The following is a 17,196-nucleotide window of genomic DNA, read 5'->3' as shown; positions in this document are numbered from 1 at the left end:
ATGACCCGCACCCTCTCTCCCTGGCTCCGAAGGGCGTTCGCCGCGCCCAACGCCCTGTACCGGCACGGCCTGGGCCGCGTGCTCGGCCGGCGGTTCCTGCAGCTCACGCACGTCGGACGCCGGACCGGCGCCGCGCACACCGTGGTGCTGGAGGTGGTCCGGTACGACCCGGTGACGGGCGAGGCGGTCGTGATCTCCGGGTTCGGCGAGGACGCCCAGTGGCTGCGCAACCTGCGCGCGAACAAGGACGCCCGGATCAGCTTCGGGCGTGCCCCGCGCCGCGCGACGGTGCGGTTCCTGGGCGCCGACGAGGCGTTCGACGCCATGACCGCCTACGAACGGCGGTACGGGATCCTGCGGCCGGTGCTGCGGCGCACCCTCACCGTGTTCGCGGGGTTCGAGTACCGCGGCACCGACGAGGACCGGCGGCGTCTGGTCGGGCGGCTGCCGCTGGTCGCGTTCCGGCCCGCTCCGCCCGGTCCGGCCTGAGGTCAGTCCCGGCGCGCCTTGCCGGCGACCCGCAGCAGCTCGCGCTCGCCGAAGGCGACGTTCTGGTCGATCGTCACCGTGACGTCGTCCCCGGAGAACGTCAGCTCCAGGCGCCACTCGAACGGGGTGCCGAGGAAGATCATCCGGCCGCGCAGCGTCGACTCGTCGGCCCAGGCCGCGGCGGTCGCGACGTCGGCCGGAGCACCCAGCAGCGCGCAGGTCCCGGAGACCCACTCGCCGCGGCCGAACCGGACGGACTGGTCCGCGCCGGCCGTCGTGAACGTCAGCTCCGTGCCGCCGTCCGCGGCCCGGCCGACGGCCAGCGTGCCGAGGCCGTGCGGATTGGCCTCCAGCTCGTAGGTCATGTCCCGGAGAGACTCCTCCAGCGGGGACGACGCCGCGCCCGCCGGCGTCGGCAGGGCGGTCTCGCGGGGCGGGTGACCGGTCTCGGTCTCGGTGGGGACCGCCCAGACGTCGTCCGGCAGCAGGGTCTCCCACACGACGTCTAGCACGGACTGGAGATCCGACAGGCCCGAGGTCATGGTGACGACCAGGTCCTTCTCCGGCCAGACGACGACGTACTGGCCGAACGCGCCGTCGGCCCGGAAGGCGCCGTGCCGGCACTGCCAGAACTGGTAGCCGTAGCCCTGGTTCCAGTCGGGCCAGTCGTGGGGCCCGTTGGGGACCTGCGCGGCGGTAGCCGCCGCCACCCACTCCGCGGGGACGAGCTGCTGCCCCGCCCAGGCGCCGCCCCGCAGGTAGAGCTGCCCGAACGCGGCCATCTCCTCGGTGGTGATCGACAAGCCGAACCCGCCCACGTCGATGCCGTCCGGGTCCTGCTCCCACGTGGCGTGCGTGATGCCGAGAGGCGCCAGCAGGCGCGGCGTCAGGTAGTCGAGCAGCCGCTCACCCGTGAGCCGGTGCAGGATCGCCGACAGCAGGTAGGTCGCGCCCGTGTTGTAGACGAAGTGCGTGCCCGGCTCGTGCTCCACGGGCTGCGCCAGGATCGCGCGCGCCCAGCCCGCGCCCGGCAGCGAGATGGTGCGGTCGATGCCCTCCATCGTGGAGGCGCTGTGGCCGGTGCTCATCGTCAGCAGGTCGCGCACGCGCATGGCGCGCAGGTGCTCGCCCTGGTCGGCGGGGGCGTCGTCCGGAAGGAGGTCGACGACCCGGTCGTCCAGGGCGAGCAGCCCCTCCTGGACCGCGAGGCCGACCGCCGTCGACGTGAAGCTCTTGCTCACCGAGAACATGACGTGCGGGCGGTCGGCGGTGTGCGGGTGCCACCAGGACTCGGTGATCACCTGGCCATGGCGCAGCACCATCAGGCTGTGCACGTCCTCCAGCGCGTCCAGGCGGTCGACGAGACGCCGCAGCGCCGCGGGGTCGACCCCCTCGGCCTCGGGGGTGGAGCGGGGCAGGATCCGCGACATGCTGGAGCACGTCCTTTCGCTGGGCGACGCGACATTCTCACCCCACGGGTTCGCGCCTGTCGACCAGCCGCCGGAACGCGCCGTCCGCGAGTGACCAGGCGGTCTCGCGACCCTCGCGTGCCGGCCTGGGCTCCGCCAGCGCCGTCTCCGCGAGACGGAGTTCCGCCTCGACGAAGTCCGGCAGGACCTGCGGCACGGCGATGGCGCCCATCTCCCGGGTGGCCGACTTGTGGCGGACCAGCTCGTCGACGGCGGCCCGGACGTCGCCGGGCACCGTGGAGCCCGCGACGAGAGAGGGCAGGTCCATCGGTGGTGCGGCGATCTCGCACCCGCATCCAGCGCAGCGTCACCGCCGGCCGCAGGGCGTAGAGGAACTTCTTGGCCACCCCGGTCGAGGCGTACAGGCCCAGGCTGCTCCGACCGATGTGCAGGTAGTGGTTCATCAGCGCGCGCCCGTCCACCGCACGGCCGGCGAGGGCCAGCAGGTCGTCGCGCACGGCGGCGTCACCGCGATACACGATCGGCGAGCGCAGCCACTCCCCGACCGTGGCGTTTCCCTTCACCATCAGGGCGAGCGCCTTGCGCACGTCCCAGCCGTTGACGTCGAAGACCTTGTCCAGCGGCGTCTCGATCACGTCCCGCCGCGCGCGCAGGCCCAGGTAGTCGTCGACGCGGCGCACGTACAGGAACCGGCAGTCGTAGTCGGAGTCCGGTGACGGGAAGCCCCAGGCCCGGCTGCCGCTCTCGATCGCCCAGAGCACCCGCACGTCGTACTCCTGCTCGACCCGGTCAAGGCGCGCGTCGATGGCCCGGACGACGTCCGGGTCCATCGAGTCGGGGATGCTCCGCATCCCCGGAAGCTAGCGCCCGGGCGACCGCCAAGTCGTGCTCATTTCGCCGGCCCGGCTCGGCCGCGCAGCCGCTCCCTGGCCTCCATCAGGGCGAAGCCCAGCAGGTTGAGGCCGCGCCAGGCGGCCGGGTTCTCGGCATTCTCGTTCTTGGCTCCCATCCCGATGCCCCACACCCGGTCGCGCGGGCTGGCCTCGACCAGCACCCGGGAGCCGGTGCGCAGCAGGTAGTCGCGCAGCTCGGGCCGGGAGGCGAACTTGTGCTCGTTGCCGCGCACCACGATCTCGAACCGCTCCCGCACCCACACGGCGTCGTCGAAGTCGCGGACCGTGCGCCCGGCGGCCTTCGCCAGCGCGGGATTCGGGGCGTCGACCGCCGCGCGCTCGGCCTCCGGGTCCCCGAACAGGCGGGCCTTCTGCGCCATCATCCAGTGCTCGGCCGTGCGGTAGTGCACGCCGTCCACGGTGAACGGCGCCTCGAACCACTGGCTCAGGCTGCTCGGGCCGACGGTGCCGTCCGCCTGGGGCTGGTGACCCCAGAAGTGCAGGTACTTCGGTGTCGCGCCGGCGTCGACGAGTGCCCGGAGCTCGTCGACGGAGCGGGCGGACGCGGGCCGGAGCGTGACGTCGTGGGACATGGCCGGAAGTGTGCCAGGAGCCGCTGACACTGCCCGCGCGGGGCCGGTCAGGCAGTCCGGGCGGCGGTGCGGACCGCCTGCTCCCGCATGGTCGCCGTGGTGAGTTCCACCCACCGAGCCACGACCAGCAGCTCGTCCGGGGAGAACTGCTCGGTCACCCGGCCCATGGCCTGCGCCATCTCGGCCACAGCCTCGTTGACCTGAGGCGATGCCGGCGCGGTGGCCTCGATCACGAGCCGTCGCCGGTCCGTCTCGTGGCGGGTGCGCCGGGCGTAGCCGGCGTGCTCCAGCCGGTCCACGAGGCCGGTGACCGCCCCCGCGGTGAGCCCGGTCCGGTCGGCGAGCTCGCGCGCGGACATGGGGCCCTCGCGGCGGATGACGCCGAGCGCCTTGTTGTCCGCGGCGGAGAGACCCATCAGGGCGCCGAGCGCCTCGTGGAACATCACGACGGCGTCGCTCAGCTCGGCGCCAAGGCGGGCCCCGGGGTCGGCGGGTGTTGACATGAACCCATTGTGCACTCCACCATATGGTTTAGTTGACTAAATGATTCAGTCCAGCGAATGGAGCCCGTCATGCCCGGAGCACTCGCGATCCTCGCCGAGACCTGGCGGTTCTTCGCCCGCCACTACCCGGTCGTGCTCGCCTTCGGTGCGCTCGCCTCGGCGCAACGCTTCCTCTCGGTGAGCGGCACCGCCGACTGGGCAGGCGGTGCGGGCGGCGAGATCTTCACGGCGGTGGCCCGCATCGCCTTCATCGCGTGGGCGGCGGCCACCCTCCTGCGCGGCACCGCCTGGCAGGGCGCCGGGGCGCGGTGGTCGGCGTGGAACACGCGGAACTGGCCGACGGTCCTGGCGTCCATGGGCCTGCTGGCGCTGTTCCTCGTCATCTTCAAGGTGATCCCCGACGCGCTCGCCGGGCACGTCGGCGACATCGAGCGGGAGACCTGGCTGGCGTGGGAGCTCGCGATCAAGAACATCACGGTGATCCCGTTCACCATGCTGTGGATGATGGCGCTCCTGGCGGTCCACCCGCTCGCCTCCGCCGCCCCGGCCGAGCCGGCCGGCGAGCCGGTCAGCTAGCGACGACCTCGACCTCGTAGCCGTCCTCGTTCTCCAGGTAGGCCGCGTGGTGGTCGGGGCCGCCGGCGTGCGGGTGGCGGTCGGCGAACATGAGCGACCAGCCGTGCGCGGGCGCGGCCTCGGCGAGCCGGTCCACCTCGGCACGCGTGCCCCCGTGGAACGCGAGGTGATTCAGCCCCGGCGCGAGGCGGTCGTGCGCACCGGCCCCCATCGCGGGGCTCTGCTCGACGACCACGTAGGCGCCGTCGAGGATCCAGCTCACGCCGACCGACCAGCGCTGGTGCTCGGCGTAGCCGAGCGTCGTCAGGAGCCAGCCCCAGGACGCCTCGGCTCGCGCGAGGGACGGCACCCACAGCTCGACGTGGTGCAGGCGCCCGCGACTCACGGGGCGGCCGCCGCGATGACGCGGGTGAGGCTGCGGTGGAGCAGGCCGAGCTCCTCGGCGGACATGCCCAGGCGCTCCATGATCGCGGGCGGCACGCCCAGGGCCTGCTCGCGCAGCTCGCGACCCTCCTCGGTGAGCTCGACCGCCAAGGCGCGCTCGTCGCGCGGGTCGCGGCCCCGGGTCACGTAGCCGATCGCCTCGAGACGCTTGAGCAGCGGGGAGAGGGTGCCCGGATCGAGCTGCAGCAGCCCGCTGAGCTGCTTGACCGAGAGCGGCGACTGCTCCCACAGGGCGAGCATGACCAGGTACTGCGGGTGCGTGATGCCCATCGGCTCGAGCAACGGCCGGTAGAGCGCGATGACGCTGCGCGAGGCGACGGCGAGGGCGAAGCACACCTGACGGTCGAGGGCCAGGAGGTCCTCGGGGTCGGGCGCGACGCCGGGGTGGGACGTGGCGGTCATGCGGCTCCTCTCGGCTCGTGACCGGGCTCGTACTTGACCAGAGTAACAGTTGGTGTGCAAACTATTTGTACACCAACCAAATGGAGGCAGGGCATGCGCAACCGCGACGGTCTCACCCTGGGCTACCGCGTGCTGTGGCGGCTCAACTGGCTGCTGCTGCACGTGGCGGGGCCGGCCGAGCAGTCCGAGGACCGTGATCCGCGGCGCAGGCTCGAGCGCGAGCGTGCCGAGAAGGTCGCGCGGTATCGGGCACAGCAGGCCGAGGACTGACGGCAGAACTCAGTGGCCGGCTGCGGCCAGCAGGTCGCGCGACAGCGGCGCGAGCGGGTAGCTCGCGACCGGGTCCGCGGGGTCGATCCAGACGAGCTCCTCGAGCTCCGCCTGGACGGCGATCTGCTCGCCGTCGCGTAGCCGCACCCGGTAGGCGTGCGCGTCGACCACGTGGTCCGGCTCGTTCGCGGCGGGTGCGCCGAACCGCCCGATGCTCTCGATGTCGGCCGGGTCGAGCCGGACCCCGACCTCCTCCTCGAACTCCCGCAGCAGCGCCGCCAGCGGCTCCTCGCCGGGCTCGATCTTGCCACCCACCTGCATGAACGCCTGGGTTCCGCGCTTGCGGACGAGCAGGTGCCGCCCGTCGGCACGCTCCACGACCGCCGCGACGATCCGCAGCGTCGTCCGGCCGCCCGACCCGCCCGTGCTCTTCCCGTTCCCGCTCATGACTGCTCCACGATCTCGTCGATCACCGTGCCGCCCAGCACCTGCACCACGAGCGACACGCCCGCCAGACCACCGGTGACGATGTCCGGGTCGTCCTCGGACGGCTCGTCGTAGTAGTCCTGCCCGTCAGCCGACGCCGGCCCGCGGTCCGCGGGCTGCGCGGTGCGGGGGGCCGACTGCGCACCGCCGGCCGCTGCGGCACGGGCACGGCGCTCGGCCGCCTGCCGGAGCGCCTCCCGGGCGCTGCCGGCGCCGGTCACCGCGGCGGACCGGCCCGGAGGGGCGGACGGCGCCGAAGGTGCGTCGGCCGCGGGCCGGGCGGGGCGGCCGGCCGGGGCGGAGTCCTCGTAGACCGGCTCGGGCTCCGGCATGTCGTAGTCCGCGGGCGGCTCGGTCGCGCTGGCGCCCGCGAGCCAGGCCTGGTCGGCCGCGCTGGCCGCGGACGGCGAGCGGGTCGGCTCGGGACGCCCCGCCTCGGGGCCGGACGGCGCGGGGCGCGAAGGCTCGGGACGGGACGGCTCGGACCGGGACGGCTGGGGCCGCTCGGCGACCGCGACGCTCCCCTGTGCCACGACCGCTCCTGGAGCCGAGGCGTTCGCCGCGGAGACGGTGGCGGTCGTGGGCGCCGAGACCGTGACGGCACCGCCACCCGGCGCGGGTACGTCGGGCCAGTCCGGCTCGGGAGCCGCGGCGGGAGCCGGGGCCGTGACCGGGGCCTCGCCGCGCGGTTGGCCCGAGGACGGCGCGGGGCCCGCGCCACCGCCCGAGGGACCACCGCCGGACGGGCCGCCGCCACCCGACGGGCCCTCGTCGAGCGTCGCCTCGACACGCACCCGGATGCCGAGGGTCTGGTAGACCGCCTCCTCGACGGCGCTCGTGTGCCGTGCGTTGGAGAAGGCTCGGGCCAGGCCGGGCGCCCCGAAGCCGAGCTTGAGCGTGCCGCCCTCCAGGGCCGCGACCTGCGCGTTCGGGCCGACAAGCGACCATGTCACGCGGGCAGCGGCGAGGGCGCCGAGCACCTCCTGCCAGCGCCGGCGGACGGTCTCGGTGGTGACCTCAGGTTCGGTGCCGGACGGCGGCGTGACGGCCGCCGGGGCCGGGACCGTCGCCACGGGGACCGGTTCCGGCTCGGGTGTGGCCGGCTCGGGTGTGGCCGGCTCGGGTGTGGCCGGCTCGGGTGCTGCCGGCTCGGGTGCTGCCGGTTCGGGCGTCGCTGGCTCGGGTGCCGGCGTCGGCTCCTGAGCGGCGGGCTGCTCGGCCGGTGTGGGCGGGGTCGGTGTCGGCTCGGGGTCCGGCGTCGGGACCGGGGCCACCGGCTTCTCCGCAGGGCGGCTCGCACCGGACGGCTGCTCCGTGCGCTTCTTGCGAGCGTCCAGCACAGCCCGTGCGGCGGCAGCGCCGGCAAGACCGCTGGCCGGGGAGTCGTCGCCTCCAGCTGCGGCCGCGCCGCCACCGGGCGCGGCAGCAGCGGCACCGGCCGGCGCACCCGACGCCACGATGCCGCCCCGTTCGAGGCGGTCGATGCGGGCGGCGAGACCCGCGGCGCCGTCGTCGGCACCGGGCAGGAGCAGACGGGCGCACAGGAGCTCGAGGTGCAGGCGCGGCGAGGTGGCGCCCGTCATCTCGGTGAGCGCCGCGTTCACGAGGTCCGCCGCCCGGGAGAGCTCGGCCACGCCGAGCCGGCCGGCCTGGGCCCGCATCCGTTCGAGCTGGTCGCTGGGGATACCGCGCAGCACGGCGTCGGCCGCGTCGCCCGAGACCGCGATGACGATGAGGTCGCGCAGGCGTTCCAGGACGTCCTCGACGAACCGGCGCGGCTCGTGCCCCGTGGCGATGATCTGGTCCACGACCCGGAAGATCGAGCCGCCGTCGCGTGCGGCGAGCGCGTCGACGACGTCGTCCAGCAGGGTGGCGTGGGTGAAGCCGAGCAGGCCGACCGCGAGGTCGTAGTCCACGACTCCGCCCGTGGCGCCCGCGATGAGCTGGTCCATCACGGAGAGCGAGTCGCGCACCGAGCCGCCGCCCGCACGGGTGACGAGCGGGAGCACTCCCCCGCCCACCTCGATGCCCTCGGCGCCGCAGAGGTGCTCCAGGTAGGGCGACAGCACGTCCGGCGGCACCAGCCGGAACGGGTAGTGGTGAGTGCGCGACCGGATGGTGCCGATCACCTTGTCCGGCTCCGTGGTCGCGAAGATGAACTTGATGTGGGCCGGGGGCTCCTCGACGATCTTGAGCAGTGCGTTGAAGCCCTGTGGCGTCACCATGTGCGCCTCGTCGAGGATGAAGATCTTGTAGCGGTCGCGGGCCGGGGCGAACGTGGCGCGCTCGCGCAGGTCGCGTGCGTCGTCGACGCCGTTGTGGGAGGCGGCGTCGATCTCGACCACGTCGAGCGACCCGGGGCCGCCGCGCGCGAGCTCGACGCACGAGGGGCACTCGCCGCACGGGGTGTCGATGGGCGACTCGGGCGTGTTCTTCGCGCAGTTCAGCGTGCGCGCGAGGATCCGGGCCGACGTCGTCTTGCCGCAGCCGCGCGGGCCGCTGAACAGATAGGCGTGGTTCACCCGTCCGCTGCGCAGGGCCTGCATGAGGGGGCCCGTGACGTGGTCCTGGCCGATCACCTCGGCGAACGTCTCGGGCCGGTAGCGGCGGTAGAGGGCGGTGCTCACCCCCGCAACGATAGACGCCACCACCGACACTGACGACGTGGCCGTCCACAGGCGGACAGCCACGTCGTCAGGTCACGGCGCGGTGCCGCCGAGGGCCTGCGGCGTGCGGCGCACGCGCGCCCGCATGACCAGGCCGGGGATCCCGGCGCCAAGGAGGACCGGGAACACGGCGAAGACCGCGAACCAGAGGAAGATCGCGAGGTAGCCGTACGCGCCGGCGTCCGAGCTCGCGTTCGCCAGGCCGAGCAGCACGAAGCTCGCCACGGTCGCGACGACCACGAACGCCAGCAGGATCACCGCGATCCAGAGGAGGGCGGTGGCCCACTTCCGGTAGGCGGGACTGATCGGCCGCGGCGCGGGCGGCTGCTGGGCCGGGTACGGGGCTTGCGGCTGGTCCGACATGGGCCACACTCTCCCACGTCAGCGCCGCAGCGCCCGCCGCGCCAGGCCGTTGCCGAGCCACTGCACCGCCTGCACGATCACCACGATGATCACCACCACGACGGCGGTCACCGCCCAGTCGTACTGGCGGTAGCCCTGCACGATCGCGAAGTCACCGAGGCCGCCCGCACCCAGGTAGCCGCCGATCGCGGACATGTCGAGCACACCGACGAACAGGAAGGTGTAGCCGAGGATCAGTGGCGCGAGCGCCTCCGGGACCAGCACGGTCCGCACGATCCGCAGCGGCGAGGCGCCCATGGCCCGGGCCGCCTCGACCACGCCGGGGTCGATCGACACGAGGTTCTGCTCCACGAGCCGCGCGAAGACGAACGTGGCCATGAAGCACATCGCGAACGTGAACGCCTCGATGCCGATCGTCGAGCCGATGACGGCTCGGGTCAGCGGGCCGAGCGCCACCAGGAAGATGATGAACGGGATGGGCCGCACGATGTTCACCGCGAGGTTCAGCACGGCGAACACGAACCGGTGCTGCAGCAGGTTGCCCGGCCGCGTCAGGTACAGCCCGAGCCCGAGGGCCAGGCCCAGGAACCCGCCGATCAGCAGCGTGATCAGCACCATGTAGGCCGTTTGGCCCGCGGCCTCCCAGAGCAGCGGCGTCAAGTAGTCCCAGTTCACAGGTCAATCCCTCCCGTCAGCCACGTCTGCCCGCCGAACGGCCCGTTCCCGGGCAGACGTTCCCCGGGCGCGCCCGGGTCCGGCGGACCGACCGGGTCGGCGTCCGGGGCGTCCTGCTGCCCGACGCCGCGCACCTCGCGCGGGTCGGCCGCGGTGCCGTGATCGTCCACCCAGGTCACGGCGCGCAGCGCCGCGACGGCGGCCTCCACCGAGCCGCCGTCGCCGACGAGCTCCACCGTCAGCGACCCGTACGGCCGCTCCGCGACCTCCGTGATGCCGCCGAAGACGACCGTGCCGTCCACGCCGTGCTCGCGCAGCGTCCGCGTGAGCACTGCCGACGAGCCGGCCACCTCGTCCACGCCGACCGTGACGATGTGCCCGGTGTGCCGGGTCCGCAGGCGGGCCAGCACCTCGGGCGAGGGCCGGTCGCGCAGCGCCGTCGCGACGAACCGCCGCGTGGTGTCGTGCCGGGGCGAGCTGAAGACCTGGTAGGCCTCGCCCACCTCGACCACGCGGCCCCGCTCCATCACCGCGACGCGGTGACAGATCGAGCGCACCACATCCATCTCGTGCGTGATGACGACCACGGTGATCCCGAGCTCACGGTTGACGCGCTGGAGCAGGTCCAGCACGTCGCGCGTGGTCTCGGGGTCCAGGGCCGACGTCGCCTCGTCGGCCAGCAGGATGCGCGGGTTGGTGGCGAGCGCCCGGGCGATCCCGACGCGCTGCTTCTGCCCGCCGGACAGGGTGGACGGGTAGACCCCCGCCTTGTCCGCCAGGCCCACGAAGTCCAGCAGCTCGGCCACCCGGGCGTCCCGCTTGGCACGCGGCCAGCCGGCGACCTCCAGCGGGTAGGCGATGTTCCCCGAGACGGTCCGGGAGGACAGCAGGTTGAACTGCTGGAACACCATGCCGATCCCCGCCCGCACCGGGCGCAGGCGGGCCTCGCTCAGGGACCCGAGCGCGACGCCGTCGACGACCACGTCACCGCCAGTGGTGCGCTCCAGCGCGTTGATCAGCCGCACCAGCGTGGACTTGCCGGCGCCCGACTGACCGATGACGCCGAAGATCTCGCCCTCACGGATGTCGAGGGTCACCTCGTCGACGGCGCGCACCTCGGCGCCCTTCCCCCGGCCCGGGAACACCTTGGTGGCACCCTGGAACCGGATGATGCCGCTGGTCGCCGCAGGCATCAGGAGGCGTCCTCCTGGATGCCGGCCAGGATCTCCTGCAGCTCGGCCGCGGAGTTGTCCTTGATCACGCCCGTGCCGCCCGAGGCCTCGAGCACGCCCTCCTCGACCTCCGGGGAGTGGTAGATCTCGACGAGCTGCTGGAACACCTCGTTGTCGGCGTCGGCCCCGCGGGCCACCCACACGTTGATGTACGGCTCGGCGGCGGAGGAGTCCGGGTCGTCCGAGAAGATGGCGTCGTCGGAGGTCAGATCGGCGTCGCCCACGAAGTCGTTGTTGATGATCGAGGCGTCGACGTCCTGCAGTGCGAGCGCCGTCTGGGCGGCGTCGACCGGGGTCACGGTCACCTTGGACTCGTCCTCCAGAACGTCGGCAGGCGTGGAGAACGCGCTGCCGCCGTCGCGCAGGGCGACCAGGCCGGCCTCCTGCAGCACGAGCAGCGCGCGGGCCTGGTTCGTGTCGTCGTTCGGGATGGCGATCTCGCCGCCCTCCGGGATGTCCTCCACGCTGTCGTGCTTGAGCGAGTAGAGGCCGAGCGGGTACACGGCGGTGGCCGCGATCGGCGTGAGGTCCGAGCCGGTGGCGGTGTTGTAGTTGGCGAGGAACTGCAGGTGCTGGAACTGGTTCAGGTCCAGGTCCCCGTCGGTCAGCCCCTGGTTGGGGAGCTGGTAGTCGCTGAAGTTCACCAGCTCGACGCTGATTCCCTCCTCCTCGGCCAGGTCGGAGAAGGTGGTCCAGTAGTCGTCGCCGGAGTTGACGACGCCGATGCGGACCGGGTCCTCGGCGGAGCCCGTGGCGGGCGCAGCCTCGTCGGCGCCACCGCAGGCGCTCAGCGCGAGGACGGCGGTGACGGCGAGGCCGGTCGTCAGGACGGAGGTGAAACGAGACATGGGTGGTCCTCTCGGGCGCACGGGCGCGGGTATGCCTGTGCTCAGGATGCGGGGGGCCTGCGCCGGGCGCAGGCCGAGGGTGTGGGGAGACGGCGGGCCACGGCCATCAGCAACGTGGCGAGCTCGGGACGATGCGGGCGGTCCGGAAAGGGACCGCGGGAACGTGCGGCGCTGTCAGCGCTCGCGCATTCGCCCGCCGCGCACGCGGCCGCGACACATCGCGTCGCGACAGGTGCGCGACGTCGTTGCGGAGGTCCGGGTGCGGGTCATGCGGACATCGTGCGTCACCGGACGACGTCGAAGCCAATCCCTGCGGGGTAAATCCCATGATGCGGACCAAAAAGCGTCCACATCGTGGCGGACCCGCCAGATTCCGGGCAAGAAAGGACCCCTCGCACACCCACCAGAGCTCACTTACCCTTGCTGCCTTCCGGCCCTGGGGGAGTTCGGCGAGATGGTGCCGCACGAGGGGTCTGCCGCAAGCCTAACCGATCCGGACGCCCTAACCGAACCGGGCAGAACCCGCTGTTCGCCACCTCACATCGACCTACCCGGATTCCGATTCGTTGTCCGAGCACGGCGTCCGGTATCCTCGTCAGGCCGCGCCAGACTCCGGTCCGTGGTCGTGCGCCCGCCGTTGTGCAGCGCGCGAGGAGGATTCGCCTAGTGGCCTATGGCGCACGCTTGGAAAGCGTGTTGGGTTAACGCCCTCGGGGGTTCGAATCCCCCATCCTCCGCAGTAGTTCGATGACGCGAGACATCACCGATGTCTCGCGTCATCGTCGTTTCCGGGCCTTACTCCCCCGGGACTCCTGGCGCGTCATACCGCCGGTAGCCCGCGGCCATCGGACCAGGCGGGTCGATGCTCGCCAGCACGGCGTCGCTGATCGCGGCGAGCTGGTCCACCTGCTCCGGCGTCAGCACGTCGATGACGTGCCGCCGCACCGTGGCGACGTGGCCCGGCGCGGCCTTGCGCATCATGGCCCAGCCCTCCTCGGTGAGCCGCGCGTTGGTCACCCGCCGGCCCCCCGGTCCGGGGAACCGCTCGACGAGGCCGCGCTCCTCCAGCCGCTGCACCACGTGCGAGAGCCGCGACAGCGTCGCGTTCGTCGCGCCGGCCAGCTCGGCCATCCGCAGGGTGCGGCCGGGCGACTCGGAGAGCACCGCCATGACGAAGTAGTCGAAGTGCGTCACGCCGGAGTCGCGGCGCAGCTGGCTGTCGAAGACGCCAGGGAGCAGCTCCAGCACCGCGACGAAGCGAACCCAGGCCGCCATCTGACGACGGTCGAGCCACGGGGTGTCGGTCACGACGAAAGGCTCTCACGCGATGGTTGTCGCTTCAATTCACCCCGTGCTAGCGTGCCGCGAAAGTTGAAGCTACAACTTGATTCACCCCCTAGCCCCACGCCCACCTGCCAGAACACACCGGCCAGAACAAGCACAGGAGTTCTCTCATGACGTTTCCGTGGACCAGGGACCTCGCGACGCTCGTCGCCCGCATCGCCATCGGCGCGGTGCTCATCGCGCACGGCGCCCAGAAGTTCTTCACCTTCGGCATCTCGGGCACCATCGACTCCTTCGCCGGCATGGGCATCCCCGTGCCGCAGGCCGCCGCCGTCTTCGCGGCCGTGGTCGAGCTCGTCGGCGGCGCGGCGCTGATCCTCGGCGCCGCCACCCCCGTCGTCGGCCTGCTGGTGGTGCTGAACATGCTCGGGGCGCTCGTGCTCGTACACCTCGGCAACGGCGTCTTCGTCGACCAGGGCGGCTTCGAGCTGGTCGCGGCCCTCGGTGCCGGCGCGCTCGTGCTGGCGGCCACAGGCCCTGGCGCGTGGAGCGTCGACCACCTGGTGGGCCGCGCGCGAGCCGCCCGCACCCAGGTGGCCTGACCCGGCGCGCAGGCCACACAAGCCGCGCAATTCGCCCACGCGTCACACGGCGTTCTGGACATGCTCACTTTCACCTGGTCGGGTGGACCGGCACCAACCACCTGACCCGGAGGAGAGCGCATGTCCGTCATCCCTGGCGGCGCAGGAGTCTCGCGCCGCACCATGCTCACGGCCGCCGGCGCGGTCGGCGCCCTCGGCGTCTCGGCCGCGCTGGCGAGCCCGGCCGCGGCCCGGACCGCCCCGGGCGGCAAGCCGGTGATCGGCCCTGCCCGCGGCGACCTGCTGCACGCCATGAGCTTCAACGTCCGCTACGACCGGGTGGGTCAGACGCAGCCGGGCGAGCCCGACTACTGGCCGGAGCGGGCCCCGCTGGCCACCGCGTTCCTCCGGCTGGAACAGCCGACGGTCCTGGGCGTCCAGGAGGTGCTGTTCCACCAGCTCCCCGCCGTCGAGGCCGGGCTGGGCAAGCACTACCGGATGGTGGGCTTCGGGCGGGACGGTGGCGCCGGCGGCGAGTACTCCGGCATCTTCTACGACGCCCGCCGGCTGACCGTGAAATGGTGGGACCAGTTCTGGCTGTCCGACACCCCGGACCTGATCGGCTCCACCACCTGGGGCAACACCGTGACCCGGATCGTCACCTGGGCCGAGTTCCACGACGAGGCGACCGGCCGTGACTTCGTGCACATCAACTCACACTTCGACCACCAGGCCGAGAACGCCCGGGTGCGCAGCGCCCAGGTGGTGCGCGACCAGGTGGCCGAGGCGGGCCTGCCCGTCGTCTTCACCGCGGACTGCAACGCCGCCGCGGAGGCCTCGGCGCCGTACGACGTGCTGGTCACCGAGGGCGGGCTGCAGGACACCTGGCGCGCCGCCGACCGGCAGCTCACGCCGTACATGGGCACGTTCCCCAACTACGGGACGCCGAACCCGGAGGGCACCCGGATCGACTGGATCCTGGCCACCCCCGGTGTCGAGGTGCGCTCGGCCGCCATCAACACCTGGACCCGGGACGGCCGCTACCCGAGCGACCACGCGCCGGTCCAGGCCCTGCTCCGCATCGGCTGAGGCTCAGGCGGCCTCGGGCACCCCGACCAGGCGCACGGCCGGGCTCGGCACCAGGCCTACGAGCTCCAGGAGCGAGCGGTTGAGCTGGGCGATGGACTCGCCGAGCTCGCTCACGGGCGGGGCCTCGGGGTCGAACACGAGCATGCACAGGACGCCGAAGATCTGCCGCCAGCCGACCGTCATCAGGTACACGACCCCCAGCGGAAGGTCGCCGCCCATCCCGGGGTTGGCCCGCAGGAGCAGCCGCCGGTACACGTCGAGCTGCGGCGCCAGGTCGGCCGGGATGTCGCCGTCGGGCGGGCAGGGCGAGCCCGCGTGGCGGACCCGGTCGAACAGGGGCGCCCAGGCTCCGCCGAGCCGGGAGGCGACGCTCTGCCGCACCGACGCCCGGGCGCCGACGGCCTCGCGGAAGCCCGGACCCATCAGAAGGCCGAACTCGGCCCGGTGCGTGCCGCACCACACGATGATCGCGTGCGTGCCCGCCTCGACCTGGGCCGCGAGGTCGTCCGGGTCCTGCTGCGCCACCGCTGCACCGAGGAACTCCAGCAGGCGGCCCATCGTCGACTCGTACAGGGCCTCCAGCAGCCCGGCCCGGTCCCCGACAGCGCGCGCCACGTCGGCCTCGGGCAGCGCGAGGTGCTGGGCGACGGCGGGGACGGTGACCCCCCGGACGCCGTCGGCGGCCAGCAGGCGACGCGCCGCGGCGAGCGTGTCCGTCCGCGGATCGCGCTCCATCGGACCCCCTTCTGTGCCCCTGTACCGGCGCCGAACTCTATCCGGACAGCCGACTCCGGGGCCAGGAACTCAGGCCTCGACGAGCACCACCCGCGGGCTCGGCTCGAGCCCCAGCGACGCCAGGAGGCTCCGCATCATGTCGTCGAACATCGCGTCGAAGTTGCCGAAGGCGTAGTCGAGCTGGTCGTACGCGACCATGCACAGCAGGCCGTAGACCTGGCGCCAGAACACCATGATCGTGTGCACCACGCCCACGGGGACCTCCTCGGCCACACCGGGGCTGTCCTGCGTGAGCACCGTGCGGTACGCGTCGAGCTCCGGGGCGAGCCCCGGCGCGACGTCGGCGTCGCCCGGGAACGGGACCCCGGCGCGCCACAGGGCGGCGAAGGTCGGCACGAACACCGAGCCGAGCCGGTGCACGAAGTGCGGCCGGCCCGGGCCGGACGCCCCCACCGCGTGCTGTGCGTCGGCGCCGAGCAGCAGGTCGAACTCGTTCCGGTGGGAGCGGCACCACACGAACAGCGCGTGCGTCGCGGCGTGCAGCCGCGCGGCCTGGTCGTCGGCCGGCTGCCGCGCGACCGCCTGCTCCAGGTACGCGATCAGCTCGTCCAGCGTGTCGTCGTAGACGGCGGTGAGCAGGCCGGGGCGCCCCTCGAAGTACCGGTACATGCCCGGCCCGGCGATCCCGACCTCCTTGGCGACCGCGACCATCGTGACGCCGTCCGCCCCGTGCTCGGCGAGGAGCCGGCGGGCCGCCGCGCGCGCCTCACGCAGCAGCTCTGCGCGCAGTCGCTGCCTGCGGGTCGGGGTGGCGGCGGGCACGTTCCAGTCTTGCACGCGCGACCGCCACCCCGACGAGGTCAGGCGGCGCGGCGGCGCGTCACCAGGGCCGCGCCGATGCCGACGGCGCCGACCACGATCCCGGCGGCGCCCAGCCAGCGGCCAACGGGGTCGACGGCCGGCTCGTCGGTGGCCGCGGCGGCGCCGTCCGAGCCCGCCTCCGCGTGGGCCGCACCGCCGTGTCCGTCGCCCTCGGCGGCGGTCGTGGTGAACACCGGGGCGGGCGCCTCGGGCTCCTTGCCGTCGTCACCGGCCAGGTCGTCCCAGTCGACGACGCTGCCGTCGGTGTAGGTCTGGTGCGCGGGCAGCACCACGTCGGTGCCTTCGGCGGGCAGCGCGCCGACCCGGACGGCGAACTCCTGGTACTCGTGCGGCGGCACCTCGTTGCCCTTCTGAGCGGTCCAGGTCACGCGCACGGGCGCCTCGTCGACGGTCGCACCCTCGACCTCGAACGGCTCGTCGAGCTCGGCCACCTCGACCTCGACGTCCCAGCCGGGCAGGCTGCGCGGCGTGACGCTGAGGAACGGGGTGTCGGTGGGCAGGTCGACGACGAGCTTCTCGGTGGAGGCGGTGTCCGACTCCGTCGGCACGCGGAACGCGAGGCTCGCGTAGCTCTCGGCGGCGGTCGTGTCGGGGTTCACGGTCACGTGGGCGTAGGCCACGGTGGGCAGCAGCACCAGGACGGCGGTGGCGGGGATCGCCGCGAGGGCGCGGCGGGCGGGCAGGCTGAAGCGAGTCATGTGCTCGGTCCTTCGGTACGGAGTGGTCGGGAGGGCGGGCGGCGACGCGCCGCGCGC

The 17,196-nt window shown here is 73.1% G+C and carries 21 protein-coding genes, 1 tRNA gene, 1 other RNA gene and 1 pseudogene; 6 read left to right on the top strand and 18 right to left on the bottom strand.

Annotated features, from left to right (window positions below; genetic code table 11):
- A complete protein-coding gene (locus ACH47X_RS25675) occupies positions 1-489 on the top strand; it encodes a nitroreductase family deazaflavin-dependent oxidoreductase (protein WP_397408101.1) in 489 nt (162 codons plus the stop codon).
- Between the two features lie 2 nt (positions 490-491).
- Here the strand turns inward: ACH47X_RS25675 and ACH47X_RS25670 are convergent, their stop codons facing one another.
- The 5 genes and pseudogenes from ACH47X_RS25670 to ACH47X_RS25650 all read right to left on the bottom strand — a co-directional run bounded on the left by ACH47X_RS25670 (position 492) and on the right by ACH47X_RS25650 (position 3,908).
- Positions 492-1,919 carry a serine hydrolase domain-containing protein gene (locus tag ACH47X_RS25670; protein WP_397408099.1) on the bottom strand — a complete coding sequence of 476 codons (1,428 nt, stop codon included), beginning with the start codon at positions 1,917-1,919 and terminating at the stop codon, positions 492-494.
- A gap of 37 nt (positions 1,920-1,956) precedes the next feature.
- Complete coding sequence (locus ACH47X_RS25665; protein ID WP_397408097.1) at positions 1,957-2,226, bottom strand: hypothetical protein; 270 nt, start codon at positions 2,224-2,226, stop codon at positions 1,957-1,959.
- 79 nt (positions 2,227-2,305) lie between these two features.
- A pseudogene (locus ACH47X_RS25660) lies at positions 2,306-2,749 on the bottom strand (nucleotidyltransferase domain-containing protein); the annotation flags it as partial.
- Positions 2,750-2,808: 59 nt separating this feature from the next.
- Positions 2,809-3,405 (bottom strand): NADAR family protein, encoded by a 597-nt coding sequence (locus tag ACH47X_RS25655; RefSeq protein ID WP_397408095.1) that lies wholly within the window; start codon positions 3,403-3,405, stop codon positions 2,809-2,811.
- Positions 3,406-3,452: 47 nt separating this feature from the next.
- Positions 3,453-3,908, bottom strand: coding sequence for a MarR family transcriptional regulator (locus tag ACH47X_RS25650; RefSeq protein ID WP_397408093.1), 456 nt, complete (start codon positions 3,906-3,908; stop codon positions 3,453-3,455).
- Between the two features lie 69 nt (positions 3,909-3,977).
- Between ACH47X_RS25650 and ACH47X_RS25645 the strand changes: the two genes are divergently transcribed.
- Positions 3,978-4,484: a hypothetical protein gene (locus ACH47X_RS25645; RefSeq protein ID WP_397408091.1), complete on the top strand. Its 507-nt coding sequence runs from the start codon at positions 3,978-3,980 to the stop codon at positions 4,482-4,484.
- Here the strand turns inward: ACH47X_RS25645 and ACH47X_RS25640 are convergent.
- The gene (locus tag ACH47X_RS25640) at positions 4,477-4,869 is read right to left on the bottom strand and encodes a VOC family protein (protein ID WP_397408089.1); all 393 of its coding nucleotides are present in this window, start codon (positions 4,867-4,869) and stop codon (positions 4,477-4,479) included. The two genes, ACH47X_RS25645 and ACH47X_RS25640, sit on opposite strands and share 8 nt — an antisense overlap.
- Positions 4,866-5,330 (bottom strand): MarR family winged helix-turn-helix transcriptional regulator, encoded by a 465-nt coding sequence (locus ACH47X_RS25635; protein WP_397408087.1) that lies wholly within the window; start codon positions 5,328-5,330, stop codon positions 4,866-4,868. Before ACH47X_RS25635 ends, ACH47X_RS25640 begins: the two co-directional genes overlap by 4 nt.
- 93 nt (positions 5,331-5,423) lie before the next feature.
- Between ACH47X_RS25635 and ACH47X_RS25630 the strand changes: the two genes are divergently transcribed.
- Positions 5,424-5,600 (top strand): hypothetical protein, encoded by a 177-nt coding sequence (locus ACH47X_RS25630; protein ID WP_020017856.1) that lies wholly within the window; start codon positions 5,424-5,426, stop codon positions 5,598-5,600.
- A gap of 9 nt (positions 5,601-5,609) precedes the next feature.
- On the opposite strand, the gene ACH47X_RS25625 is transcribed toward ACH47X_RS25630, so the two are convergent.
- The 7 genes from ACH47X_RS25625 to ffs form a co-directional block, all read right to left on the bottom strand.
- Positions 5,610-6,047 carry an NUDIX domain-containing protein gene (locus ACH47X_RS25625; protein WP_397408085.1) on the bottom strand — a complete coding sequence of 146 codons (438 nt, stop codon included), beginning with the start codon at positions 6,045-6,047 and terminating at the stop codon, positions 5,610-5,612.
- Positions 6,044-8,713 (bottom strand): DNA polymerase III subunit gamma and tau, encoded by a 2,670-nt coding sequence (locus ACH47X_RS25620; protein ID WP_397408083.1) that lies wholly within the window; start codon positions 8,711-8,713, stop codon positions 6,044-6,046. Before ACH47X_RS25620 ends, ACH47X_RS25625 begins: the two co-directional genes overlap by 4 nt.
- A gap of 72 nt (positions 8,714-8,785) precedes the next feature.
- Positions 8,786-9,115: a hypothetical protein gene (locus ACH47X_RS25615; RefSeq protein WP_397408080.1), complete on the bottom strand. Its 330-nt coding sequence runs from the start codon at positions 9,113-9,115 to the stop codon at positions 8,786-8,788.
- Between the two features lie 18 nt (positions 9,116-9,133).
- The gene (locus ACH47X_RS25610) at positions 9,134-9,790 is read right to left on the bottom strand and encodes a methionine ABC transporter permease (protein WP_397408078.1); all 657 of its coding nucleotides are present in this window, start codon (positions 9,788-9,790) and stop codon (positions 9,134-9,136) included.
- Positions 9,787-10,983: a methionine ABC transporter ATP-binding protein gene (locus ACH47X_RS25605; RefSeq protein ID WP_397408076.1), complete on the bottom strand. Its 1,197-nt coding sequence runs from the start codon at positions 10,981-10,983 to the stop codon at positions 9,787-9,789. Before ACH47X_RS25605 ends, ACH47X_RS25610 begins: the two co-directional genes overlap by 4 nt.
- The gene (locus ACH47X_RS25600) at positions 10,983-11,870 is read right to left on the bottom strand and encodes a MetQ/NlpA family ABC transporter substrate-binding protein (protein ID WP_397408074.1); all 888 of its coding nucleotides are present in this window, start codon (positions 11,868-11,870) and stop codon (positions 10,983-10,985) included. The genes ACH47X_RS25605 and ACH47X_RS25600 overlap by 1 nt, the downstream gene beginning before the upstream one ends.
- A gap of 380 nt (positions 11,871-12,250) precedes the next feature.
- Positions 12,251-12,347, bottom strand: an RNA gene (ffs, locus tag ACH47X_RS25595) — signal recognition particle sRNA small type.
- Between the two features lie 175 nt (positions 12,348-12,522).
- Between ffs and ACH47X_RS25590 the strand changes: the two genes are divergently transcribed.
- Positions 12,523-12,607 (top strand) — tRNA-Ser (locus ACH47X_RS25590).
- Between the two features lie 58 nt (positions 12,608-12,665).
- On the opposite strand, the gene ACH47X_RS25585 is transcribed toward ACH47X_RS25590, so the two are convergent.
- Positions 12,666-13,178 carry a MarR family winged helix-turn-helix transcriptional regulator gene (locus tag ACH47X_RS25585; RefSeq protein ID WP_397408072.1) on the bottom strand — a complete coding sequence of 171 codons (513 nt, stop codon included), beginning with the start codon at positions 13,176-13,178 and terminating at the stop codon, positions 12,666-12,668.
- Between the two features lie 146 nt (positions 13,179-13,324).
- Between ACH47X_RS25585 and ACH47X_RS25580 the strand changes: the two genes are divergently transcribed.
- Both ACH47X_RS25580 and ACH47X_RS25575 read left to right on the top strand, forming a co-directional pair.
- Entirely contained in the window at positions 13,325-13,756 is a 432-nt protein-coding gene (locus ACH47X_RS25580) for a DoxX family protein (RefSeq protein ID WP_397408071.1), read from the top strand.
- Positions 13,757-13,876: 120 nt separating this feature from the next.
- Entirely contained in the window at positions 13,877-14,824 is a 948-nt protein-coding gene (locus ACH47X_RS25575) for an endonuclease/exonuclease/phosphatase family protein (RefSeq protein ID WP_397408069.1), read from the top strand.
- A gap of 3 nt (positions 14,825-14,827) precedes the next feature.
- Here ACH47X_RS25575 and ACH47X_RS25570 read toward each other — a convergent pair whose 3' ends face one another.
- From ACH47X_RS25570 to ACH47X_RS25560, 3 genes are all read right to left on the bottom strand, one after another.
- Positions 14,828-15,559 carry a hypothetical protein gene (locus ACH47X_RS25570; protein ID WP_397408067.1) on the bottom strand — a complete coding sequence of 244 codons (732 nt, stop codon included), beginning with the start codon at positions 15,557-15,559 and terminating at the stop codon, positions 14,828-14,830.
- A gap of 69 nt (positions 15,560-15,628) precedes the next feature.
- Positions 15,629-16,396 (bottom strand): TetR/AcrR family transcriptional regulator, encoded by a 768-nt coding sequence (locus ACH47X_RS25565; protein WP_397408065.1) that lies wholly within the window; start codon positions 16,394-16,396, stop codon positions 15,629-15,631.
- Between the two features lie 23 nt (positions 16,397-16,419).
- A complete protein-coding gene (locus tag ACH47X_RS25560; protein WP_397408063.1) occupies positions 16,420-17,139 on the bottom strand; it encodes a YcnI family protein in 720 nt (239 codons plus the stop codon).
- Between the last annotated feature and the right edge of the window lie 57 nt (positions 17,140-17,196).

The organism is Promicromonospora kroppenstedtii, assembly GCF_044389675.1.
Classification (GTDB): domain Bacteria; phylum Actinomycetota; class Actinomycetes; order Actinomycetales; family Cellulomonadaceae; genus Promicromonospora; species Promicromonospora kroppenstedtii.
The sequence above is the reverse complement of the archived record's forward strand: the minus strand, read 5'-3'. Positions and strand labels throughout refer to the sequence as shown.